The sequence below is a fragment of the Pseudomonas sp. MWU13-2105 genome (assembly GCF_023242315.1).
GTDB lineage: Bacteria > Pseudomonadota > Gammaproteobacteria > Pseudomonadales > Pseudomonadaceae > Aquipseudomonas.
Genome location: NZ_JALLIY010000017.1, coordinates 136,480 through 159,627 on the forward strand (window position 1 = coordinate 136,480; position 23,148 = coordinate 159,627).

The window sequence follows — 23,148 nt, forward strand, 5'->3', positions numbered from 1 at the left end:
GGCGAGAGTTTTGTCGGTTCGATCGATTTGGGTGCTGCTGTTGCCTGTCGTCGGCCGCCGGGTGTGGTTATAATCGACCACTTTATGAGCAAGAAGCGCGTTATGCAGCTGGTTCGAGGCCTTCACAACCTGCGCCCCCGGCATCGGGGCTGCGTCGCCACCATTGGCAACTTTGACGGTGTTCACCGTGGTCACCAGGCTATCCTGGCCCGACTGCGCGAGCGCGCGCTGGAGTTGGGCCTACCCAGCTGCGTGGTGATTTTCGAACCGCAGCCCCGCGAGTTCTTTGCTCCGGATACCGCGCCGGCGCGTCTGGCGCGGCTGCGTGACAAACTGAAGCTGTTGGCCGCCGAGGGCGTCGACCGGGTCCTGTGCCTGGCCTTCAACCAGCGCCTGAGCAAGCTCAGCGCCGCCGAGTTCGTCGATACCATCCTGGTGGACGGTCTTGGCGTGCAGCATCTGGAAGTCGGCGACGATTTCCGCTTCGGCTGTGATCGCGTCGGCGACTTCGAGTTCCTGCAGCAGGCCGGCAGCGCCCGCGGTTTCACTGTCGAGGCGGCGCAAACCGTCGAGCTCGACGGTTTGCGGGTCAGCAGCACCCAGGTGCGTAATGCCCTGGCGGCAGCGGATTTCCCCCTGGCCGAGCGTTTGCTCGGCCGCCCGTTCCGCATTGCCGGACGGGTGCTGCATGGCCAGAAGCTGGCGCGCCAATTGGGCACGCCGACGGCCAACGTGCAGCTCAAGCGTCGTCGCGTGCCGTTGACCGGGGTGTACCTGGTCAGCGTCGAGATCGATGGCCAGCCGTGGCCGGGCGTCGCCAATATCGGCGTGCGACCCACGGTTTCAGGTGATGGCAGCGCTCACCTGGAAGTGCATCTGCTGGATTTTGCCGGTGATCTGTACGACCGGCGTTTGACCGTGGTTTTCCACCACAAGCTGCGCGATGAGCAGCGATTCGCCTCCCTCGAGGCGCTCAAGACGGCGATCAATGCGGACGTCGCCGCCGCCCGTGCCCACTGGCAGGGTTCACCGCTTAAAAAGAGCCTGAAATGACCGACTACAAAGCCACGCTTAACCTTCCGGACACCGCCTTCCCAATGAAGGCCGGCCTGCCACAGCGCGAACCGCAGATCCTGCAGCGCTGGGACAGCATTGGCCTGTACGGGAAGTTGCGCGAGATTGGCAAGGATCGTCCGAAGTTCGTTCTTCACGACGGTCCTCCGTATGCCAACGGCACGATTCACATCGGTCATGCGCTGAACAAGATTCTCAAGGACATGATCATCCGTTCCAAGACCCTGGCCGGCTTCGATGCCCCCTATGTGCCGGGTTGGGACTGTCATGGCCTGCCGATCGAACACAAGGTCGAAGTGACCCATGGCAAGAACCTGGGCGCGGACAAGACCCGCGAACTGTGTCGTGCCTATGCCACCGAGCAGATCGAAGGGCAGAAGTCCGAATTCATCCGCCTGGGCGTGCTCGGCGACTTCGCCAACCCCTACAAGACCATGGACTTCAAGAACGAGGCCGGGGAAATCCGCGCCCTCGCCGAAATCGTCAAGGGCGGTTTCGTGTTCAAGGGCCTCAAGCCGGTGAACTGGTGCTTCGATTGTGCTTCGGCCCTGGCTGAAGCCGAGGTCGAATACCAGGACAAGAAGTCCTCGACCATCGACGTGGCCTTCCCGATCGCCGACCAGGACAAGCTGGCCGCCGCGTTCGGCCTGCCGTCGCTGGCCAAGCCGGCGGCGATCGTGATCTGGACCACCACCCCGTGGACCATCCCGGCCAACCAGGCGCTGAACGTCCACCCGGAATTCAACTACGCCCTGGTGGATGTCGGTGACCGCCTGCTGGTGCTGGCCGAAGAACTGGTGGAGTCGTGCCTGGCGCGCTACAAGCTGGAAGGCTCGGTGCTGGCCATTGCCAAGGGCGAAGCCCTGGAGCTGATCAACTTCCGTCACCCGTTCTATGACCGTCTGTCGCCGGTATACCTGGCCGATTACGTCGAGCTGGGCGCCGGTACCGGCATCGTGCATTGCTCCCCGGCCTACGGCGAGGACGACTTCAAGATCTGCAAGCAGTACGGCATGGTCAACGATGACATCCTCAACCCGGTGCAGAGCAACGGCGTGTATGCCGAGTCCCTGGAGTTCTTCGGCGGCCAGTTCATCTTCAAGGCCAACGCGGGCATCGTCGACAAGCTGGCCGAAGTCGGTTCGCTGCTGCATACCGAAACCATCAGCCACAGCTACATGCACTGCTGGCGGCACAAGACGCCGTTGATCTACCGCGCCACCGCGCAGTGGTTCATCGGCATGGACAAGGCCCCGGTGGCCGGCGACACCCTGCGTGAGCGCGCGCTCAAGGCCATCGAAGAGACCCAGTTCGTCCCGGCCTGGGGCCAGGCGCGCCTGCATTCGATGATCGCCAACCGTCCGGACTGGTGTATCTCCCGCCAGCGTAACTGGGGCGTGCCGATCCCGTTCTTCCTGAACAAGGAAAGCGGCGAACTGCACCCGCGTACCGCCGAATTGATGGAGCAGGTGGCCCAGCGCGTCGAACTCGAAGGCATCGAGGCCTGGTTCAAGATGGACGCCGCCGAGCTGTTGGGCGACGAAGCGCCGCTGTACGACAAGATCAGCGACACCCTCGACGTCTGGTTCGACTCCGGCACCACTCACTGGCACGTGCTGCGTGGTTCGCACCCGATGGGCCATGACAGCGGTCCGCGCGCCGACCTCTACCTGGAAGGTTCGGACCAGCATCGTGGCTGGTTCCACTCGTCCTTGCTGACCGGCTGTGCCATCGACAATCACGCGCCTTACCGCGAACTGCTGACCCACGGCTTCACCGTCGACGAAGCCGGGCGCAAGATGTCCAAGTCCCTGGGCAACGTGATCGCGCCGCAGAAAGTCAACGACACCCTGGGTGCCGATATCATGCGCCTGTGGGTCGCCTCGACCGACTACTCGGGCGAGATGGCGGTGTCCGACCAGATCCTGCAGCGCAGTGCCGACGCCTACCGGCGGATCCGCAACACCGCGCGTTTCCTGCTCTCCAACCTGAGCGGCTTCAACCCGGCCACCGACCTGTTGCCGGCCGACGAGATGCTCGCGCTGGACCGTTGGGCCGTGGACCGCGCGCTGCTGCTGCAACGCGAGCTGGAGCTGCACTACGGCGAATACCGTTTCTGGAACGTCTACTCCAAGGTGCACAACTTCTGCGTGCAGGAGCTGGGCGGTTTCTACCTCGACATCATCAAGGATCGCCAGTACACCACCGGCGCCAACAGCAAGGCCCGGCGCTCGTGCCAGACCGCGCTGTTCCATATCAGCGAAGCGCTGGTGCGCTGGATCGCGCCGATCCTGGCCTTCACCGCCGACGAGCTGTGGCAGTACCTGCCGGGCGAGCGCAACGAGTCGGTCATGCTCAACACCTGGTACGAAGGCCTCAGCGAACTGCCGGAAGGCATCGAGCTGGACCGCGCCTACTGGGAGCGGATCATGGCGGTCAAGGTCGCGGTCAACAAGGAGATGGAAAACCTGCGGGCGGCCAAGGCCATCGGCGGCAACCTGCAGGCCGAAGTGACCCTGTTCGCCGAAGAGGCCCTGGTGGCCGACCTGGGCAAGCTGAGCAACGAACTGCGTTTCGTCCTGATCACCTCCACCGCGACCGTTGCGCCATTGGCGCTGGCCCCGGCGGATGCGGTGGTCACCGAAGTGGCCGGATTGAAGCTCAAGGTGGTCAAGTCGGGCCATGCCAAGTGTGCCCGTTGCTGGCATCACCGCGAGGATGTCGGGGTCAACCCGGAGCATCCGGAAATCTGCGGTCGTTGCGTGGACAATATCAGCGGCGAAGGCGAGGTACGCCACTATGCCTAATGCCAGTGCCGGCCGTTTCGGCCGCCTGGGCTGGCTGTGGTTGAGCGTGTTGGTCCTGGTCATCGACCAGGCCAGCAAGCTCCACTTCGAAAGCTCGCTGACCCTGTACCAGCAAATCGTGATCATCCCCGATTACTTCAGCTGGACCCTGGCCTACAACACCGGCGCGGCGTTCAGTTTCCTGGCCGAAAGCTCCGGCTGGCAGCGCTGGCTGTTTGCGCTGATCGCGCTGGTGGTCAGTGCCGTGCTGGTGGTCTGGCTCAAGCGCCTGGGGCGCAACGAAACCTGGCTGGCGATCGCCCTGGCCCTGGTGCTCGGTGGCGCCCTGGGCAACCTGTATGACCGCATCGCCCTTGGCCATGTGATCGACTTCGTCCTGGTGCACTGGCAGAACCGCTGGTACTTCCCGGCGTTCAACTTTGCCGACAGCGCCATCAGCGTGGGTGCGGTGATGCTGGCGCTGGATATGTTCAAGAGTAAAAAGTCCGGAGAACCCGCTCATGACTGAATCCGCAGTGGCTGAGCAACGCATCGGTCAGAACACCCAGGTCACCTTGCACTTCGCCTTGCGCCTGGAAAACGGCGACACTGTCGACAGCACCTTCGACAAGGCCCCGGCAACCTTCAAGGTTGGCGACGGCAACCTGCTGCCGGGCTTCGAGGTGGCGTTGTTCGGTTTCAAGGCCGGTGACAAGCGTAATCTGACAGTGGCCCCGGAAAATGCCTTCGGCCAGCCGAACCCGCAGAATGTGCAGGTCATCCCGCGTTCGCAGTTCCAGGACATGGAGCTGTCGGAAGGTTTGCTGGTGATCTTCAACGATGCAGCCAATACCGAGCTGCCCGGTGTGGTGAAGGTGTTCGACGACGCCCAGGTGACGGTTGACTTCAACCACCCGCTGGCGGGCAAGACCCTGACCTTCGATGTCGAGATCATCGAGGTCAAGGCGCTTTAATATTTCCCCCTTGCGCGCAAGACACGAGGCACAGCATGCATATCAAACTCGCCAACCCCCGTGGCTTCTGCGCCGGCGTGGACCGGGCGATCGAAATCGTCAACCGGGCCCTGGAAGTCTTCGGCCCGCCGATCTACGTGCGCCATGAAGTGGTGCACAACAAATTTGTCGTCGAAGACCTGCGTGCCCGTGGCGCCATCTTCGTCGAAGAGCTGGACCAGGTCCCGGATGACGTGATCGTGATCTTCAGTGCCCACGGCGTTTCCCAGGCCGTGCGCACGGAAGCTTCGGGGCGTGGCCTGAAGGTGTTCGACGCGACCTGTCCGTTGGTGACCAAGGTGCATATCGAAGTGGCGCGCTACAGCCGCGACGGTCGTGAATGTATCCTGATCGGCCATGCCGGCCACCCGGAAGTCGAAGGCACCATGGGCCAGTACGACGACGTCAACGGCGGTTCGATCTACCTGGTGGAAGACGAGAAAGACGTCGCCGACCTGCAGGTGCGCAACCCGGAAAAACTGGCGTTCGTGACCCAGACCACCCTGTCCATGGACGACACCAGTCGGGTTATCGATGCCCTGCGGGCGCGCTTCCCGGCCATTGGCGGGCCGCGCAAGGACGATATCTGCTATGCCACGCAAAACCGCCAGGACGCGGTCAAGCAACTGGCCGACGAGTGCGATGTGGTGTTGGTGGTGGGCAGCCCGAACAGCTCCAACTCCAACCGCTTGCGTGAGTTGGCCGAGCGCATGTCGACGCCGGCCTATCTCATCGACGGTGCCGAAGACCTGCAGCGCAGCTGGTTCGACGGTGTCGAGCGGATCGGCATCACCGCCGGCGCTTCGGCGCCGGAAGTGCTGGTGCGTGGGGTGATCCAGCAGCTCCAGGCCTGGGGCGCGAGCGGTGCCGATGAATTGGCCGGGCGTGAGGAGAACGTGACCTTCTCCATGCCCAAGGAACTACGCGTTCGCTCCTTGCTGTAAACCTGGGGAGGCGCAGAGCGCCTCCGGGATTTCTCTTTTTTCGAGCCGGATCCGGCCGGTTGCCGCGAGGATCACTTGATGGTGGCTGACGGCGCGGTCGGTGGCACAGATATGCACCGTCCCTCCCATCGAGGCACCGTTCTGCGGGTTGATTGAGCCGAGCGCGGTGAAGCGGACAAATTGCTCGAGCCAGCGGTTGCCTTTGATCGGTGTCAGGCCATCGCCACGTCGTTCAACCAGCACCGGGTTGTCCGGGTCCAGGTGACCTTGGCCGCTGCGGTCGACGATGATCCGCCAGCCTCGACTCCAATCTTCTTCCAGCGCATGGATCACCACATCGCGCTGGCGCAGGATGGCCTCCGTTCTTGCAGTGCGCAGACCGGCGACCAGCTCTTCGGCCGATACCTGTCGACGGTGGGCGTCGAGTGTTTCCCTGAAGGATGGCATGGCAAGGTGCGCGAACAGGGCGATCAGGCTCAGTCCGATCAGTAACTGAATCAGGCTTAGACCTCGCTGTGGCATGCCGAACACCTCCCTGTTTATTTTCATTGCGCGGTCCATGTGCACTGGTCCATCCAAAACAACCGTATATCCTGTCGTCGGGTGGTTCGGACGGTAAGGCTAGTTATAGTCCAGGGCAATGGGCGGGGGAGTGCGCATATGTTTCAAGGTACCAAAGGGTTTACCTTGGTCGAGCTGATGGTCACGATCGCCGTGCTGGCGATCCTGACCGCCATTGCCGCGCCTTCCTTTACCAGCAGCATCCAGAAGAGCAAGGCCGACTCCGAGGCGAGTGACCTGCAGCGTGCGTTGAACTACACCCGTCTTGAGGCCATCAACCGCGGCGTGAACGTGCGTATCGGTCCCACGAGCGGAGCCGGGAGCGATTGGACGGGCGGGCAGAGCACCACGACGGGAGCAACGACCGGGACCAATTTGCGGGCGAACGTATTGCGGGTGGTGCCGGCCATGTCGAGCAGCGCGACGATGGCGGCCAGCACGGTTACCTTCATCGAGTTCAATAACCTCGGGGCCCTGGTTTCCCCGACGACGGCGGTGACCCTGTCGTTTGTCGAGGGTGCCTATACCAATACCCTCAGCGTCTGTCTCACGGGGCGGATCGCACTGAATGGGAGTTGCCCATGAAGCGTCATCGTCAGGCCGGGGTGAGCCTGATCGAGGTCCTGGTCGCCATGCTGGTCCTGGCCGTCGGTCTGCTCGGCGCGGCTGCGCTGCAACTCAATGCCCTGAGGTACACCGACAGTTCGACGACCAGCACCCAGGCCAGCTTCATTGCCTATGACCTGCTCGACCGCATTCGCGCCAATCCGTGTTCGAATGCGTCGTTCAGTCCGTGTTCGAGTCCGGGTGCGGCTTATCAACTGGCCAATGTGGCCGCGGCGCCGTCCACGATATCCGGTGTGCGTGACCAGGACCTGTCGGACTTTGCCAACAACGTGAAGAACCTGGGGGGGACTGCACCCGATGCGTCGGTTTCGATCGCCGGAGGAGTGGTCACCATCAGCATCACCTGGGACGACTCGCGAGCGGCCAATGCGGCCAATACCGCTGCCGGGAACACCAGTGCGGGTACCGCGAGAGTTACTTTTACCCTGGTCAGCCAGATCGCCACTGTATGGACCGGAACATGAAGAAGCAGTCCCGAGGCTTCGGCCTGATCGAGCTCATGATTGCCCTGACCCTGGGGCTGGTGGTGATCGCCGGTATCATCCAGATTTTTTTTGCGGCCAAGTCCACCTACAGCAGCCAGACAGCTTCTGCGGCTATGCAGGAGGACGCACGTTTCGTGCTGAGCAAGATGCTCCAGGAAGTTCGTATGGTGGGCATGATCGGGTGCGTGGGCACCGTGGCGGACTTGAGTGCTTCGAATACCTATACCACGGCGATGGCGAACCCGATCACCTGGGACAGCGGCAACAATATCCTGACCCTGGTTACCGCGGATGTCGGAGCGAACGGAACGGGGCAGAACTGGACGGTGCTGTCCGACTGCCTGGTCCTTTCCACGGCAAACGACGGGGTAGTTGCGCCGGCGGCAGGGCAGATCGCCATTCCGCTCCGGCAAGTGGCCTACACCTTCAAGACCAACCAGATCTATCTTGGCGCGCAGGCCCTGATCAACAATGTGAACGCCTTCAGCGTGCTCTTCGGCATGGCCAAGACGCCAGCCGATACCGTGGCCTCCAGTTACTCCGTCACCCCGGGTAATCCGGCGCTGATCCGCAGCGTGCGCCTGACCCTGACCTTGCAGGACCCCACCAGCAAAGTGCGCAACCAAACCTTCAGTGTCGTGGCGGCCGTACGCAATCGGTTGAGATAAGGGGGGATGTCCATGAATCATTATTCTGTCCCGGGCTCGGGCGCGCAGCGCGGCATGGCCCTGCTGGTCAGCCTGGTATTCCTGCTGCTGCTGACCCTGATCGGCATCTCGTCGATGCAGAACGCCAACCTGCAGGAAAAAATGGCGGGTAGCGTCAAGTTGCGCAACGAGTCCTTCCAGTTCGCCGAAACGGCCCTGCGGGCCGGGGAAACCATAGTGCAGGCACAGGCCTACAGCCTGGCCGTGTGTCCGAACAAGACGAAATGCGCGCCGCCCGCCGAGGCGGTGGATCCGAATACGGCCCTGGTCGCGGGAACAAACGCTACTTCCGGGGTGACCTGGGTCGCGAGCAGCAGCGGTTTCTATGGCATCCAGAAGCTGGGTACCACCAAGGATCCGGTGAACATGAACCTGGCGGGTATGGAAGACAGCCTGCCCTGGACCCTGTACCGAATTACCGGCGTGGGTGTGCAAGGCACCTCGAAAACCGTGCTGGAGAGCATCTATGTCAAGAAGTAAGCGCCTGGATCGCCTGCGCTCGAAACTGATGCCCTGGCTGGCCGGGGGCCTTCTGGGGTTGTACCTCAGTGCGCCGGCCTATGCTTTCACCCCTTCTGACTCACCGTTGTTGAGTGCAGGCTCCGTGCCGCCGAACGTGATGTTGCTGGTGGACGACTCCGGCAGTATGAACAACCTGATCTGGCCAACAGGTTTTGACCCGACCGCGACCCGCCCCCAGGTCTATAACTGTGGTTCGAACTCCAGTTGCAGCAGTAACAACCTTATTACCCTGGACATGACCAGTGACAACCTGATCATTGGTAATTTCAATCGGGGTACCTGCACCTCGGGCTACTACGGTTTCAAGCTCACGTCCAGTGGCAGTGTCTACTGCCTCAAATTGCCCGATCCGGTAGGGAGTGGCAATACGCGTATCTCCAGCAAATACCTGGCGTACCTGATCGGCCAAATGACGGGCGCGACCAAGGACTACACCGACGGTTCGATCCCCAACGACTACCGGGTCAACGTGGCGCGTAACGTGTCCTCGACGCTGGTAACCAGCAACCGCAACCTGCGCATCGGCCTGGCGACCTTCAACCCGCCTCGTACCGGAGACTCCGGCCCCGGTGGCTATATCGTCCGGGCGATCAACGATCTGGCGGTGACCAGTTCGACCACCCAGGCCGTAGCGGACTCCAACTACAACGCCTTGCTGTCATCCATCAGCGGGCTGGCGGCGATTGCCAACACGCCACTGGCTGAAACCTACTATGAGATTACCCGTTATTTTCGTGGCATGACGCCGTACTACAACTCGTCGAGCACCGCTTACACCAGCCCGATCCAGTACCGTTGCCAGAAAAACTATGGTGTGGTGATCACCGACGGCTTTCCGACCTATGACCGGACTTTCCCCAGCGATGACCCTTTGGGGGGGGCGAATATTCCGAACTGGGATGGCATCAACAACGATGGGAACAACCCGCTGGGCGGGGACGCTGAGGGCGACTCGCTGTTCCTGGATGACATGGCCAAGTTCGCTTATGACATTGACATGCGCTCCGCTGGCAACGACGCCGCCGGCAAGAGCTGGGATGCAAGCGACTACCCGAAACAGAACATGTTCACCTACGCCGTGGGTTTTACCGCCGCCAACCAGATGCTTGCCGATACGGCCAGCTATGGTCACGGTATTTACTATCAAGCCTCTGACAGTGCCGGCCTGAATACCGCATTGTCGGCGGCCTTGAACGACATCACGTCCAAGGCCGGCTCCGGTGGTGGTGGCACCGCAAGTTCGTCGAGCTTGAATACCGGCTCGCTCTACTACACCTCCCAGTACGACCCGACCGACTGGCGCGGGACCATCAAGGCCTTCGGATTCGGTAGTGACGGATCGCTCAACACCAGCGCCAACTGGACCACCGACACCACCATTGTTCCAGGGAGCACCAACACCGCAACCTTCCAGTCCTGGAATACCGGTACAACCCCCAATACAGCAATCACCCTGGCATACACCAACTTCTCCATTCCTCAGCAAAACGCCCTCAGCGCCAGCCTGCCCACGGGGATCAGCGGCAGCGACCTGGTGCAATGGAGCATGGGCGTCAACAAGACCGGCCTCAAGACCCGCACCGTACTCCTTGGCGATATCGTCAATTCGCGTCTGGTCTATGCATCGCCCAACGACCATACGGCGTCCGATCTCACCGGTGATACCAGCTATACCGCTTACCTGGACGGCAAGTCCTCCTCGACCGGGATGAGTCCGCGCTTGGTGGTGAACGCCAACGACGGCTTCTTCAATGTGATCAATCCGACCACGGGCAGTCGTCTTTATGCCTACATGCCCTCCAGCGTCCTGACCAATCTGCACTATGTAGCTGACCCGGCCTACATCAATGGCACCACGCACAAATTCCTCGCCGACGGCCAGATATCGGTGGTGGACGCCAAGCCTGGCACCACCTGGAAGACCATTGCCGTGGGCGGCGTGGGGGCGGGGGGCAAGGCGTTCTTCGCGATTCAGCTGTATGACGCTTCGGCCGGTAATACGATCAATGCCTTGTGGGACGTCAAGGCTCCGGATGTCTCCACCACCGGCAACAAGTACAACAACCTGGGGTACGCCTACGCCAAGCCGGAGGTGGCGCGCTTGCAGGACGGTCGCTGGGCGGCGTTCATTGGCAATGGCTACGGCAGTTTCAACGGGGTGGCTTCGCTGCTGGTACTGGATATGAGTGACGGCTCGGTCATCACCGAGATTCCCGTCGACAGCACCGGCAACAATGGCTTGAGCTCGGTGAAGCTGCGGGTCAATGCGCAGAGCCAGGTGCTGTATGCCTATGGTGGTGATCTCAAGGGGCAGATGTGGAAGTTCGACCTGACCGCCGCGGCCCCGGCCAACTGGAAAGTCGCCTTTTCCGGAGCCCCGCTGTTCACCGCCTCGGGCGGCGCGGCGCAACCGATTACTGCTCAGCCGGTCATCGGCAATCTGCCGGGGCAGGGCAAGCTGGTTTACTTCGGTACCGGCAAGCTCAGCGAGACGGCGGACAAGACCAGCACCGCGCGCCAGGCGTTCTATGCCGTGCTCGACAACGATGGCGCCACCGCCAGTATCACGGAAAGCAGCCTGGTGGCGCAGACCCTCAATGCGCCTGCCACGGGCAGTGTGAACTTCACCTCCAGCCAGAACGCCGTCGACTACACCAGCAAGAAAGGCTTCTACTTTTCCCTGGTGCTCAACAGTGTGCTGACCGGGGAGCGGGTGATCTACCCGGCGGTGCTGAGTTTTGGCCGACTGTTTTTCACCACGGCGATTGTCGACACCAGCGACCCCTGTTCAAGTTCGGGATCCGGGCGCTTCATGGATGTCGACGCCGTCACCGGGGCGATGCTGACCTATGCGGTACTGGATACCAATGGCGACCGCAAGGTCAATGCCAGCGACCAGATTATCAGCGGTATGAACTTCGTTGGCGGGGTGCCGAACCTGGCCGGGCTAATGAGTAATTCCGATGGTTCCCAGATGTTGATGGGGTTGCCGGGTGGACCGGGCGGGCCAGGTGGTCCGTTGGAACTCGGTGGTGTGAACAACCGACGTATCATGTGGCGTCAATTACAGTGAGAGACTCAATGCGTAGAACCAGTAGCGGTTTCACCCTGATCGAGCTGATGATCGCTGTGGCGGTGGTCGGTATTCTGGCGGCCGTGGCCTATCCCAACTACAGCGCGTATGTGAGAAAGACCCATCGCTATGAAATCGCCGAACTGATTTCCGAGCAGGCGCAAACCCTGGAGCGGTTCTATACCAGAAACGCGACCTACGTCGGTGCGACTGGCCTGAGCGCGGGCAATAGCTACTACGGTATCTCTTCCGCCCTTACCGCTACGACCTACACCCTGACGGCCACGCCGAGCCCCGGGTCGATGATGGTGGGTGACATGTGCGGCAATTACACACTCGACAACACTGGGCTGCGGGGCAATCCTGGCGCCGTGGGCGCGACGACCAAGGACTGCTGGGGGCGTTGAGGCTTTTGTGGGCGTAGTTTGGCGCCTGTTTCCTTTTCTGGTTGGATGATGAGATGGCCGGGCAACAACATGTGGTAATCATCGGCGGCGGCGTGATTGGCCTGCTGACTGCCTTCAATCTGGCCGCTGAGGTCGGGCAAGTGACCTTGCTCGATCGTTCCGGACTTGGCCAGGAGTCTTCCTGGGCCGGCGGCGGTATCGTTTCCCCGCTGTATCCCTGGCGCTACAGTCCGGCGGTCACGGCCCTGGCCCATTGGTCCCAGGACTTCTATCCGCAACTGGGCGAGCGCCTGTTTGCCAGCACGGGGGTCGATCCCGAGGTTCATACCACCGGCCTGTACTGGCTCGACCTGGATGACGAAGCCGAGGCCCTGGCCTGGGCCGAACGTGAACGGCGTCCCCTGAGCGCGGTGGATATCTCGGCGGTGCACGACGCGGTGCCGGTGATGGGCGAGGGCTATTCCCGGGCCATCTACATGGCCGATGTCGCCAATGTGCGCAATCCGCGCCTGGTGAAGTCCCTCAAGACGGCTTTGCAGGCCTTGCCCAATGTGACGATTCACGAGCAGTGCGAAGTCGTCGGGTTTCTCCGTGACGGCGAGCGGGTGGTCGGCGTGCGCACCGCCACCGACGAGCTACGTGCCGATCAGGTGGTGCTGGCGGCGGGGGCCTGGAGCGGCGAGCTATTGGGTCGCCTGGGGCTGGCGCTGCCGGTGGAGCCGGTCAAGGGCCAGATGATTCTCTACAAGTGCGCGGCGGATTTCCTTTCGAGCATGGTCCTGGCCAAGGGCCGTTATGCGATTCCCCGGCGTGACGGACATATCCTGGTGGGTAGCACGCTGGAGCATGAGGGTTTCGACAAGACACCGACGCTGTCGGCATTGGAAAGCCTCAAGGCGTCGGCGGTGGAGTTGATTCCGGCGTTGGCGCAGGCCGAAGTGGTCGGGCATTGGGCGGGATTGCGACCGGGTTCGCCCGAGGGCATCCCTTATATCGGTCGGGTGCCGGGGTTCGACGGGTTATGGCTGAACTGCGGGCATTATCGCAATGGGCTGGTGCTGGCACCGGCGTCCTGCCAGTTGTTTGCCGATCTGTTGCTCGGGCGTGAGCCGATCATCAATCCGGCGCCTTATGCGCCCGCGGGCCGGATCTGAGCTGGATAGACCTCAATCCAGCCCGAGCTTCTTCAGCCGATAGCGCATTGAACGAAACGACAGGTTCAAGCGCTGGGCTGCCGCCGTGCGGTTCCAGCGGGTTTCTTCCAGCGCCTGGAGAATGAGCTTGCGCTCTATGCTCTCCAGGTAATCCTCCAGATTGTCGATCTGCGCCAGGCTCGGCTCACCGACTTGCGCGCAGCTCCCGCCGCCTTCGGCCAGGCGCAGGTCGCCGGCTTCGATCTGTTCGTTTTCACACAGGGTGTAGGCCCGTTCGAGCATGTTCTCCAGTTCGCGGACGTTACCCGGGAAGCGATAGCCCTTGAGCGTATCCAGCGCCAGCGGATGCAAGCGGGCGGCCGGCATGCCGCTGCCCGAGGCCAGTCGTTCAAGGACATTGGTGGCCAGGGGCTCGATGTCGTCGCGACGCTCGCGCAAGGGCGGTACCCGCAACTCGATGACGTTCAGGCGATAGTAGAGGTCCTGGCGAAAACGCTCGGCAGCGACCTCGGCGTTCAGATCCTTGTGGGTAGCGCAGAGGATCCGCACATCGACGATTTCCTCCTGCTGGCCGCCGACACTGCGCACGGCCTTTTCCTGGATGGCGCGCAGCAGCTTGACCTGCATCGCCAGCGGCAGGTCGGCGACTTCATCGAGAAACAGCGTGCCGCCATTGGCCGCCTGGAACAGCCCCGGCTTGTCCTCCACCGCGCCGGTAAAACTGCCTTTGCGATGACCGAAAAACTCGCTTTCCATCAGTTCGGCCGGAATCGCCCCGCAGTTCACCGGCACGAATGGCCGTTCGGCGCGTGGCCCCTGTTCATGGATCAGTCGCGCCACCAATTCCTTGCCGCTGCCCGATTCGCCGCTGATATACACCGGCGCCTGGCTGCGCGCCAGTTTGTCGATCTGCTTGCGCAGGGCACGCATGGGCAGTGAATCGCCCAGCAGCCGGCTGTCGATGGATGGCTGCTTGCCCCCGCTGCTGGGCAGGCGCAGGGCACTGGCGACCAGTTCGCGCAGGCGCGCCAGGTCCACCGGTTTGGTCAGGAAGTCGAAGGCGCCGGATTTCAGGGCGTTGATTGCGGTGTCGAGGCTGCCATAGGCGGTGATCATCGCCACCGGCAACTGCGGATAACGTTGCTGGATATGCTGCACCAGCTCAAGGCCGGTACCGTCCGGCAGGCGCATGTCGGTCAGGCACAGGTCGAAACTTTCCTCGGCCAGCTTTTCCCGGGCTTGGGCCACGTTGCGGGCACTGCTGGTGTCGAGTTTCATCCGGCCCAGGGTTATTTCCAGGAGTTCGCGGATATCCGGTTCATCGTCGACGATCAGGATCTTCTGCCGTGGGCTCATGTTCAACTCTGTTTGCGTGCGTGAGCGAAGGTGATGCGAAAGCAACTGCCGCCTTGGCGTACCGAGTAGTCTAGGCGGGCCTGGTTGCTTTCGCATAGCTCGCGGGACAGGTAGAGGCCCAGGCCGGTGCCCTGGCTCTCGGTGGTGAAGAAGGGTTCGAACAGATGTTGACGCTGCTCGGCGGCGACGCCGGGGCCGTTGTCCACGACTTCCAGGGTCGGCAGCCCGTTGTTCGGGTCCACTGCCAAGGTCAGCCAGACCTGCGCCAGTTCATGCAACTGGGCGCTGTAGCGCAGGCCGTTTTCCAGCAGGTTGTTCAGTACCTGGGCCAGTTGCAGCGGATCGGCGCGGGTCTGCAGGTGCGCGTCATCGATTTGCAGGTGCAGGCACTGCCTGGGGCGGGCGCGTTCGCGCCATTCGTTGACGAAGGCCTGCAGCCAGTCATTGAGGTGGAGCAGTTGCGCTTGTGTCTGGCGTCGCCGGGACAGTTGCAGCACGTTCTCGATCACCAGGTTCATGCGCTTGGATTGGTCCTGGATGATCTGCGTAAGACGGCGATCCGCCTCCGGCATCAGCTCCGACTCCTGCAGCAACTGCGCTGCATGACTGATGGCGCCCAGCGGGTTGCGGATTTCATGGGCGATGCCGGCGGCCAGGCGCCCGAGGGCGGCCAGCTTGAGCTGTTGGGCCTGCTGGGCGATCTGTGACAGGTCTTCGAGGAAAACCAGGGTCTGGGTGTGTTCGCCGCGTTTCAGGGCGATGAAGCTGGGTTGCAGGATGGGGCCGGCGCCGAGGATTTTCAGGCTGCGCGGGCGCAGGGTCGGGTTGCTTTGCCACACCTGCAGGCGTTCGACCAGTTCCACGGAATAAGCGTCGATCACATGGCCGCTCAGGTCCTGCTCGCCCATCAGCGTCAGCGCCCCTTGATTGGCCAGCTGTACCCGGTGTTGCTCGTCGAGCACCAGGATGCCGGTGCGCATGCGTTGCAGGATCAGGGCGTTGAGCTCTTCCAGGTTGGTAACGTCGCTGGCGCGTTGTTCGGCGAGGTTTTCGCTCACCGCCAGCAGCCGGGTCAGGCCCTGCACCAATACCGCGGCAGCGAAGCACAAGATGCCCAGCAAGCCGGCCTGCACATAATAGCTGGCGGCGTCCGGGCGGCTGAAACTCAGGTAGAAGGTCAGGTAGATGATACCGATGGCCGAGACGGCGGCGATCAGCAGGCCGATCCGGCCGCGCAGCAGCACGTTGCTGATGGCCACGGAGGCGATCAGCAGGTTGCCGATGCCGCTCGGTGCGCCGCCGGCGGCATAGAACAGGCCGGACAGCATCACCGCATCGGCCAGCGCCAGGGTGAAGACCTGGCCCTGGCGCTTGGGGTTTTCCAGCAGGGCCACCACCAGGATATTCAGGATCAGATAGATCCAGCTGCCGGTGCGAAACAGCTCGCCGTCGGCCAGCGCCAGCAACTTGTCGTCCATCTTGCTGGAGATCAGCAACACCAGGGCGATGCCGATACTCAGGCGGTAGAGGTGATAAAGCCGGAGCAGGCGCTGGGCCTGGGCACCGCCGAGACTGAAGGTCTCAGCGCTCACGAGGGCCCGGGCCTTGCTCGAGGTGGGCCTGGCTGCAATACCAGGCCTGTTCCACGTTCAGGGCGCGGTCACGGGGCAGGTGCACGCCGCAATGGGCACAACGGACCATGGGCGCGGCATCCAGTGCGTCCGCCGGGCGGGTGGGGGCGGCGGGCCGATTGAATTTGCGCCAGAACCACACGGCGGCCGCAATCAGTGCAATCCAGAACAGTAGGCGAACCATGGCAACCCGCTTATTGGCAAATGATCCGGCAGTTTAGCCAAGGACATGCCGGGCGCACAGCGCATTTGATGGGGGGCGTCAGGAAGGCAAAAAAAAGAGCCTCGAAAGGCTCTTTTCTGATGCTTGTCGCCGGTCATGTGGGAGCGGAGCTTGCCCGCGAAGCTTTTGGCGGCCTCAAGGGCCTCTTCGCGGCGGTGCGGTGATCCGACAAGCTCCGCTCCCATAGAGAGTGGACTCAGTCGAACACGCCGAAAGTCATGTAGCTGAACCAGGAGCGGTTGCTGTTGTTGCCTTCGGCCTGGTGCTGATCTTCCTGGGCGGCATCGCCTTCCAGTGGTTTCAAGTCTGACGGAATCGCATCCTTGGCGTCCTGGAACTGCCGGACCACGTCCTGGTTGGCGCGGGTTTCTCCCGGCGGCAGCGGTGGACGGGATTCGATCAGGCCGAGGGTCACCTTGCTCATCCACGAACGGTTGTCGGCCTCGGCCACGCGTGGCACGAACTGACCATCCACCAGCGATGGATGGGTCGGGTAGTTGCTTTTCAGCACTTCGAGGCTCGAGGCCGCCAGTTCGTCCAGGTGCAGGCGCTGGTACGACTCGACCATCACCGCCAGGCCGTCAGCGACCGAAGGGGTTTCCTGGAAGTTTTCCACTACATAGCGACCGCGGTTGGCCGCGGCGACATAGGCCTGACGGGTCAGGTAGTAGTCGGCGACGTGGATCTCGTAGGCCGCCAGCAGGTTGCGCAGGTAGATCATGCGCTGCTTGGCGTCCGGCGCGTAGCGGCTGTTCGGGTAGCGGCTGGTGAGCTGGGCGAACTCGTTGTAGGAGTCGCGGGCCGCGCCCGGGTCACGCTTGGTCATGTCCAGCGGCAGGAAGCGCGCCAGCAGGCCGACGTCGCGGTCGAACGAGGTCAGGCCCTTGAGATAATAGGCGTAGTCGACGTTCGGATGCTGCGGGTGCAGGCGAATGAAACGCTCGGCGGCCGACTTGGCAGCCTCCGGCTCGCCATTCTTGTAGTTGGCGTAGATCAGTTCGAGCTGGGCCTGGTCGGCGTAGCGACCGAACGGATAACGCGACTCCAGAGCCTTGAGCTTGGCGGTGGCGCTGGTATAGCTGTGGTTGTCCAGGTCGGCCTGCGCCTGCTGGTACAGCTCGACTTCGCTCAAGTTTTCGTCGACGACTTCCTTCGACGAGCAAGCAGCAGTCAGTGCGAGGATGGCGATCAGCAGCAGGTGTCTCACTTGCATGGCGGCTTGCGTCCCTATGACGGCCGCTGTCTTGGGCGGGGCCGTCCTGTTATGATGAGTGCCCCGTTGATAGCCTCGGGGCAAAAGACGCCGTATTTAACCACAAGCGCGCAGCCGAAACCAAAGGCTGTGCCGACGCCTAGTCCGAGCATGTCCGATAAAATTGAACTTCGCGCAGAGGTGCCGTCCGAACTGGGCGGTCAACGCCTCGATCAAGTCGCCGCCCAACTCTTCGCTGAGCACTCACGCTCGCGCCTTTCCGCCTGGATCAAAGACGGCCGCCTGACTGTGGATGGAGCGGTTATCCGCCCACGCGACATTGTCCATGGCGGTGCTGTTCTTGAACTGACTGCCGAGCAGGAAGCTCAGGGTGAATGGATCGCCCAGGATATCGAACTCGATATCGTCTATGAAGACGACGATATCCTGGTGATCAACAAGCCCGCGGGCCTGGTGGTGCATCCGGCCGCCGGTCATGCCGACGGCACCTTGCTCAACGCCTTGCTGCACCACGTGCCGGATATCATCAATGTGCCGCGCGCGGGTATCGTGCATCGCCTGGACAAGGACACCACCGGTCTGATGGTGGTGGCCAAGACCATCCAGGCGCAGACGCAGTTGGTCACGCAATTGCAGAGCCGTAGCGTCAGCCGGATCTACGAATGCATCGTGATCGGCGTGGTCACCGCCGGCGGCAAGATCAATGCGCCCATCGGTCGTCACGGCCAGCAGCGCCAGCGCATGGCGGTAATGGAGGGCGGCAAGCAGGCGGTGAGTCACTATCGCGTGCTGGAGCGCTTCCGTTCCCACACCCATGTCCGGGTCAAGCTGGAGACCGGTCGTACCCACCAGATTCGCGTGCACATGGCCCACATCAACTTCCCGTTGGTCGGCGATCCGGCCTACGGCGGTCGCTTCCGTATTCCGCCGGCGGCCAGCGTGACCATGGTCGAATCGCTGAAAAACTTCCCGCGCCAGGCCCTGCACGCACGCTTCCTCGAGTTGGATCATCCGACCAGCGGTAAGCGCATGAGCTGGGAATCGCCGCTGCCGGACGATTTCGTCTGGTTGCTGACGCTGCTCAAGCAGGACCGCGAGGCGTTCGTCGGGTGAGTGACTGGCTGATTCCCGACTGGCCTGCGCCGGCCCGGGTCAGGGCCTGCGTGACCACGCGGGCGGGCGGCGTCAGCCTGGCGCCGTTCGACAGTCTCAACCTCGGCGACCATGTCGACGACGACCCGCTCGCCGTCACGGAAAATCGCCGCCGGCTCACCGATACCTTCGCCATTCAGCCCGCCTGGCTACGCCAGGTGCATGGTGTCGGGGTGGTCGAGGCCGATCCGACGCTGACCGCCGAAGCCGACGCTAGCTGGACCCGTACTCCGGGCATTGCCTGCACCTCGATGACCGCCGATTGCCTGCCGGTGCTGTTTTGCGACCGTGCCGGTACTCGTGTGGCGGCAGCCCACGCCGGTTGGCGCGGGTTGGCCGCGGGTGTGCTGGAAACCACCGTCGAGCGCCTGGACGTGCCGGCCTCGCAGATCCTCGTCTGGCTCGGCCCGGCCATCGGTCCCGGGGCCTTCGAAGTCGGGGCGGAAGTGCGCGAAGCCTTTCTCTCTACGCATCCTGAAACAATCGAAGCCTTCGTCCCCAGCGTCAATGCCGGGCGCTTCATGGCTGACATCTATGCCCTGGCGCGTCTGCGCCTGGCTGCCCGTGGAATCAGCGCCGTCCATGGTGGCGGGCTGTGTACGGTCAGCGATCCGCGCTTTTTCTCCTACCGGCGCAGTCCGCGTACCGGTCGCTTCGCCTCCCTGATCTGGCTGCAAGACTAGACTCTTCTGATCTTCGTCAAGCTTGTGACGCTTGAATCTCTCAGAATAGGCCGCATCTACTGGGGCATCTGGCAGGTTTCTTTATTCAGGTGCGTCCTTTGCTCCGGCCTGCTCCAAAGGAAGGTGACTCATGCGTATAGATCGTTTAACCAGCAAATTGCAGTTGGCGTTGTCAGACGCCCAATCCCTGGCGGTCGGCCACGATCATCCGGCCATTGAGCCTGCGCACTTGATGCAGGCGCTGCTGGAGCAGCAGGGCGGTTCGATCAAGCCGCTGCTGTTACAGGTCGGCTTCGATATCAACAGCCTGCGCAAGGAACTGAGCAAAGAGCTCGATCGCCTGCCGAAAATCCAGAATCCCACCGGCGACGTGAACATGTCCCAGGATCTGGCGCGCCTGCTCAACCAGGCCGATCGCCTGGCCCAGCAGAAGGGCGACCAATTCATTTCCAGCGAGCTGGTGCTGCTCGCCGCCATGGACGAGAACAGCAAGCTGGGCAAGTTGCTGCTCGGCCAGGGCGTGAGCAAGAAGGCCCTGGAGAATGCCATCAACAACCTGCGCGGCGGCGAGGCGGTCAATGACCCCAACGCCGAAGGCGCGCGCCAGGCCCTGGACAAGTACACCGTCGACCTGACCAAGCGCGCCGAAGAGGGCAAGCTCGATCCGGTGATCGGTCGTGATGACGAGATCCGCCGCACGATCCAGGTGCTGCAACGGCGGACCAAGAACAACCCGGTACTGATCGGTGAGCCCGGTGTGGGCAAGACCGCGATTGCCGAGGGCCTGGCCCAGCGCATCATCAATGGCGAGGTGCCGGATGGCCTGAAGGGCAAGCGCCTGCTGTCCCTGGACATGGGCGCGCTGATTGCCGGCGCCAAGTACCGCGGCGAGTTCGAAGAACGCCTGAAGTCGCTGCTCAACGAACTGTCGAAGCAGGAAGGGCAGATCATTCTGTTTATCGACGAACTGCACACCATGGTCGGCGCCGGCAAGGGCGAGGGCTCGATGGATGCGGGCAACATGCTCAAGCCGGCCTTGGCCCGTGGCGAGCTGCACTGCGTCGGGGCGACCACGCTCAATGAATATCGCCAATATATAGAGAAGGACGCGGCCCTCGAGCGGCGCTTCCAGAAGGTGCTGGTGGATGAGCCGAGCGAAGAGGACACCATTGCCATCCTTCGCGGCCTGAAAGAGCGTTATGAAGTGCACCACAAGGTGGCGATCACCGACGGTGCGATTATCGCGGCGGCCAAGCTCAGTCATCGCTATATCACCGACCGCCAGTTGCCGGACAAGGCCATCGACCTGATCGACGAGGCCGCCAGCCGTATCCGCATGGAGATCGACTCCAAGCCGGAAGTGCTGGACCGTCTGGAGCGGCGCCTGATCCAGCTCAAGGTCGAATCCCAGGCCCTGAAGAAAGAAGACGACGAAGCGGCAAAAAAGCGCCTGGAAAAACTCCAGGAAGAAATTGTCCGCCTGGAGCGCGAGTACGCCGATCTGGAAGAAGTCTGGACTTCGGAAAAAGCCGAAGTGCAGGGCTCGGCGCAGATCCAGCAGAAAATCGAGCAGTCGCGCCAGGAACTGGAAGCGGCACGCCGCAAGGGCGACCTCAATCGTATGGCTGAACTGCAATATGGCGTGATTCCGGATCTGGAACGCAGCCTGCAGATGGTCGACCAGCATGGCAAGAGCGAGAACCAGCTGCTGCGCAGCAAAGTGACTGAAGAGGAAATCGCTGAAGTCGTGTCGAAGTGGACTGGTATTCCGGTGTCCAAGATGCTCGAAGGTGAGCGCGACAAGCTGATGAAGATGGAGAGCCTGCTGCACCAGCGCGTGATCGGCCAGAACGAGGCGGTGGTGGCGGTGGCCAACGCGGTGCGGCGCTCCCGGGCCGGTTTGTCCGATCCGAACCGGCCGAGCGGTTCCTTTATGTTCCTCGGCCCGACCGGCGTGGGCAAGACCGAGCTGTGCAAGGCGCTGGCCGAGTTCCTCTTCGATACCGAGGAGGCCATGGTGCGCATCGATATGTCGGAGTTCATGGAGAAACACTCCGTGGCCCGCCTGATCGGGGCTCCACCAGGCTATGTGGGCTATGAGGAGGGCGGTTACCTGACCGAGGCGGTGCGGCGCAAGCCTTACTCGGTGATCCTCCTGGACGAGGTCGAGAAGGCCCACCCGGATGTGTTCAACATCCTGCTGCAAGTGCTGGAAGACGGTCGCCTGACCGATAGCCATGGTCGTACCGTGGATTTCCGCAATACCGTGATCGTGATGACCTCCAACCTGGGCTCGGTACAGATCCAGGAACTGGTGGGAGATCGTGAAGCGCAACGGGCGGCGGTCATGGACGCGGTGAGTACGCATTTCCGGCCGGAGTTCATCAACCGGATTGACGAGGTGGTGATTTTCGAGCCCCTGGCGCGAGATCAGATCGCTGGCATTACCGAGATCCAGTTGGGTCGCCTGCGTAGCCGTCTGGCGGAGCGCGAGCTGAAGCTGGAGCTGAGCGACGAGGCCTTGGATAAGCTGATCGCGGTAGGTTACGACCCGGTCTATGGCGCGCGGCCGCTCAAACGCGCGATCCAGCGCTGGATCGAGAACCCGTTGGCGCAACTGATCCTGTCGGGGCAATTCCTGCCGGGAACCAGCGTGACGGCCACGGTGGCCAACGACGAGATCGTGTTTGCCTGAGTCCTTGGGGATCTGCACGATCCCCGGAGCCGGCTTGCCGGCGATGAGGCCGCTAAGTCTTGCATCGACTATGCGACCGCTATCGCCAGCAAGCTGGCGCCTACAAAGGGGGGATTGCGATTTTGGAAGGCTTTTTTTCGAAAGGGCGTTGAACTCAGGGGCAAAGGCTTGTAAAGTGCGCCCCGCAGTACGTCACCCCTCGGACTTCTCTTACAAGGGAAATTCGGAAAAAAGATTGCAAATCATTGTCTTGAAAGCAATTTAGGGGGTTGACAGAGGTTTCCAGAGTTGTAGAATAGCGCGCCTCAGACAAGCGAACGCAGCGATGCAAAAGCCTGGTTGAGGAAGCTTTCAGTGATGGAAGTCTGCGGTAAAGGTTGTAACTTGAAATATGTAGTTCCGTGATAGCTCAGTCGGTAGAGCAAATGACTGTTAATCATTGGGTCCCAGGTTCGAGTCCTGGTCACGGAGCCAATTTCAAATCGGGGTATAGCGCAGTCCGGTAGCGCGCCTGCTTTGGGAGCAGGATGTCAGGAGTTCGAATCCCCTTACCCCGACCATTTTTGGGTCGTTAGCTCAGTTGGTAGAGCAGTTGGCTTTTAACCAATTGGTCGTAGGTTCGAATCCCACACGACCCACCATTTTTGATACCAGTTCGCTGGGATTGAATCTTAAGATCAGAGGCCAAAAGCGCTGATCGCAGAAGGCGCCTGTAACGGGTGCCTTTTTTTTACCGGGGTATAGCGCAGTCCGGTAGCGCGCCTGCTTTGGGAGCAGGATGTCAGGAGTTCGAATCCCCTTACCCCGACCATATACAAACAAGGCGTCCAATAGGACGCCTT

At 62.0% G+C, this 23,148-nt stretch carries 20 protein-coding genes and 4 tRNA genes; 19 read left to right on the forward strand and 5 right to left on the reverse strand.

The genetic code is table 11. The features are described 5' to 3' along the window. The first annotated feature begins 102 nt into the window (after positions 1-102). From ribF to ispH, 5 genes are read left to right on the forward strand one after another with little or no spacing between them, the layout of a single operon-like run. Positions 103-1,053: a bifunctional riboflavin kinase/FAD synthetase gene (gene ribF, locus M5B96_RS23950; protein WP_248799470.1), complete on the forward strand. Its 951-nt coding sequence runs from the start codon at positions 103-105 to the stop codon at positions 1,051-1,053. Next, a complete protein-coding gene (ileS, locus tag M5B96_RS23955; RefSeq protein WP_248799471.1) occupies positions 1,050-3,881 on the forward strand; it encodes an isoleucine--tRNA ligase in 2,832 nt (943 codons plus the stop codon). Before ribF ends, ileS begins: the two co-directional genes overlap by 4 nt. Beyond that, complete coding sequence (gene lspA, locus M5B96_RS23960) at positions 3,874-4,389, forward strand: signal peptidase II (protein WP_248799472.1); 516 nt, start codon at positions 3,874-3,876, stop codon at positions 4,387-4,389. Before ileS ends, lspA begins: the two co-directional genes overlap by 8 nt. 7 nt (positions 4,390-4,396) lie before the next feature. Continuing rightward, positions 4,397-4,834 carry an FKBP-type peptidyl-prolyl cis-trans isomerase gene (fkpB, locus tag M5B96_RS23965; protein WP_412548646.1) on the forward strand — a complete coding sequence of 146 codons (438 nt, stop codon included), beginning with the start codon at positions 4,397-4,399 and terminating at the stop codon, positions 4,832-4,834. A 35-nt stretch (positions 4,835-4,869) separates the two neighbouring features. Beyond that, positions 4,870-5,817 (forward strand): 4-hydroxy-3-methylbut-2-enyl diphosphate reductase, encoded by a 948-nt coding sequence (gene ispH / locus M5B96_RS23970; RefSeq protein ID WP_248799474.1) that lies wholly within the window; start codon positions 4,870-4,872, stop codon positions 5,815-5,817. Here the strand turns inward: ispH and M5B96_RS23975 are convergent. Beyond that, positions 5,794-6,378, reverse strand: a complete 585-nt coding sequence (locus M5B96_RS23975; RefSeq protein ID WP_248799475.1) for a GspH/FimT family pseudopilin — start codon at positions 6,376-6,378, stop codon at positions 5,794-5,796. The two genes, ispH and M5B96_RS23975, sit on opposite strands and share 24 nt — an antisense overlap. A 99-nt stretch (positions 6,379-6,477) precedes the next feature. Here M5B96_RS23975 and M5B96_RS23980 point away from each other — a divergent pair, with 99 nt between their 5' ends. Genes M5B96_RS23980 through thiO form a run of 7 tightly spaced genes read left to right on the forward strand, consistent with a single transcriptional unit; the run spans position 6,478 to position 13,353 of the window. Beyond that, positions 6,478-6,963, forward strand: a complete 486-nt coding sequence (locus M5B96_RS23980) for a GspH/FimT family pseudopilin (protein WP_248799476.1) — start codon at positions 6,478-6,480, stop codon at positions 6,961-6,963. Further along, positions 6,960-7,469 (forward strand): type IV pilus modification protein PilV, encoded by a 510-nt coding sequence (gene pilV, locus M5B96_RS23985; protein ID WP_412548645.1) that lies wholly within the window; start codon positions 6,960-6,962, stop codon positions 7,467-7,469. The genes M5B96_RS23980 and pilV overlap by 4 nt, the downstream gene beginning before the upstream one ends. Then, positions 7,466-8,158 carry a PilW family protein gene (locus M5B96_RS23990; protein WP_248799478.1) on the forward strand — a complete coding sequence of 231 codons (693 nt, stop codon included), beginning with the start codon at positions 7,466-7,468 and terminating at the stop codon, positions 8,156-8,158. The genes pilV and M5B96_RS23990 overlap by 4 nt, the downstream gene beginning before the upstream one ends. 12 nt (positions 8,159-8,170) lie before the next feature. Beyond that, a complete protein-coding gene (locus M5B96_RS23995) occupies positions 8,171-8,677 on the forward strand; it encodes a PilX N-terminal domain-containing pilus assembly protein (RefSeq protein WP_248799479.1) in 507 nt (168 codons plus the stop codon). Further along, positions 8,664-11,792 carry a pilus assembly protein gene (locus M5B96_RS24000; RefSeq protein ID WP_248799480.1) on the forward strand — a complete coding sequence of 1,043 codons (3,129 nt, stop codon included), beginning with the start codon at positions 8,664-8,666 and terminating at the stop codon, positions 11,790-11,792. The genes M5B96_RS23995 and M5B96_RS24000 overlap by 14 nt, the downstream gene beginning before the upstream one ends. An 8-nt stretch (positions 11,793-11,800) precedes the next feature. After that, positions 11,801-12,199, forward strand: a complete 399-nt coding sequence (locus M5B96_RS24005; protein ID WP_248799481.1) for a type IV pilin protein — start codon at positions 11,801-11,803, stop codon at positions 12,197-12,199. Positions 12,200-12,252: 53 nt separating this feature from the next. Then, on the forward strand, positions 12,253-13,353 hold the full coding sequence (thiO, locus tag M5B96_RS24010; RefSeq protein ID WP_248799482.1) for a glycine oxidase ThiO: 1,101 nt from the start codon (positions 12,253-12,255) through the stop codon (positions 13,351-13,353). A 12-nt stretch (positions 13,354-13,365) separates the two neighbouring features. Here the strand turns inward: thiO and M5B96_RS24015 are convergent, their stop codons facing one another. The 4 genes from M5B96_RS24015 to M5B96_RS24030 form a co-directional block, all read right to left on the reverse strand. Beyond that, complete coding sequence (locus tag M5B96_RS24015) at positions 13,366-14,709, reverse strand: sigma-54-dependent transcriptional regulator (protein ID WP_248799483.1); 1,344 nt, start codon at positions 14,707-14,709, stop codon at positions 13,366-13,368. 2 nt (positions 14,710-14,711) lie between these two features. Beyond that, positions 14,712-16,301, reverse strand: a complete 1,590-nt coding sequence (locus M5B96_RS24020) for a sensor histidine kinase (protein WP_248799484.1) — start codon at positions 16,299-16,301, stop codon at positions 14,712-14,714. Further along, a complete protein-coding gene (locus M5B96_RS24025; RefSeq protein WP_248799485.1) occupies positions 16,291-16,524 on the reverse strand; it encodes a PP0621 family protein in 234 nt (77 codons plus the stop codon). Before M5B96_RS24025 ends, M5B96_RS24020 begins: the two co-directional genes overlap by 11 nt. Before the next feature lie 235 nt (positions 16,525-16,759). Further along, positions 16,760-17,776, reverse strand: coding sequence for an outer membrane protein assembly factor BamD (locus tag M5B96_RS24030; protein WP_248799486.1), 1,017 nt, complete (start codon positions 17,774-17,776; stop codon positions 16,760-16,762). Between the two features lie 150 nt (positions 17,777-17,926). Here M5B96_RS24030 and rluD point away from each other — a divergent pair, with 150 nt between their 5' ends. The 7 genes from rluD to M5B96_RS24065 all read left to right on the forward strand — a co-directional run bounded on the left by rluD (position 17,927) and on the right by M5B96_RS24065 (position 23,117). Beyond that, positions 17,927-18,889: a 23S rRNA pseudouridine(1911/1915/1917) synthase RluD gene (gene rluD, locus M5B96_RS24035; protein WP_248799487.1), complete on the forward strand. Its 963-nt coding sequence runs from the start codon at positions 17,927-17,929 to the stop codon at positions 18,887-18,889. Next, positions 18,886-19,611, forward strand: coding sequence for a peptidoglycan editing factor PgeF (gene pgeF / locus M5B96_RS24040; RefSeq protein ID WP_248799488.1), 726 nt, complete (start codon positions 18,886-18,888; stop codon positions 19,609-19,611). The genes rluD and pgeF overlap by 4 nt, the downstream gene beginning before the upstream one ends. 130 nt (positions 19,612-19,741) lie before the next feature. Then, entirely contained in the window at positions 19,742-22,306 is a 2,565-nt protein-coding gene (clpB, locus tag M5B96_RS24045; RefSeq protein ID WP_248799489.1) for an ATP-dependent chaperone ClpB, read from the forward strand. A gap of 398 nt (positions 22,307-22,704) precedes the next feature. Next, a tRNA-Asn gene (locus M5B96_RS24050) sits at positions 22,705-22,780 on the forward strand. A 9-nt stretch (positions 22,781-22,789) separates the two neighbouring features. After that, positions 22,790-22,866: transfer RNA gene (locus tag M5B96_RS24055), tRNA-Pro, on the forward strand. Between the two features lie 5 nt (positions 22,867-22,871). Continuing rightward, a tRNA-Lys gene (locus M5B96_RS24060) sits at positions 22,872-22,947 on the forward strand. Between the two features lie 93 nt (positions 22,948-23,040). Continuing rightward, positions 23,041-23,117, forward strand: a tRNA-Pro gene (locus tag M5B96_RS24065). Positions 23,118-23,148: the final 31 nt, after the last annotated feature.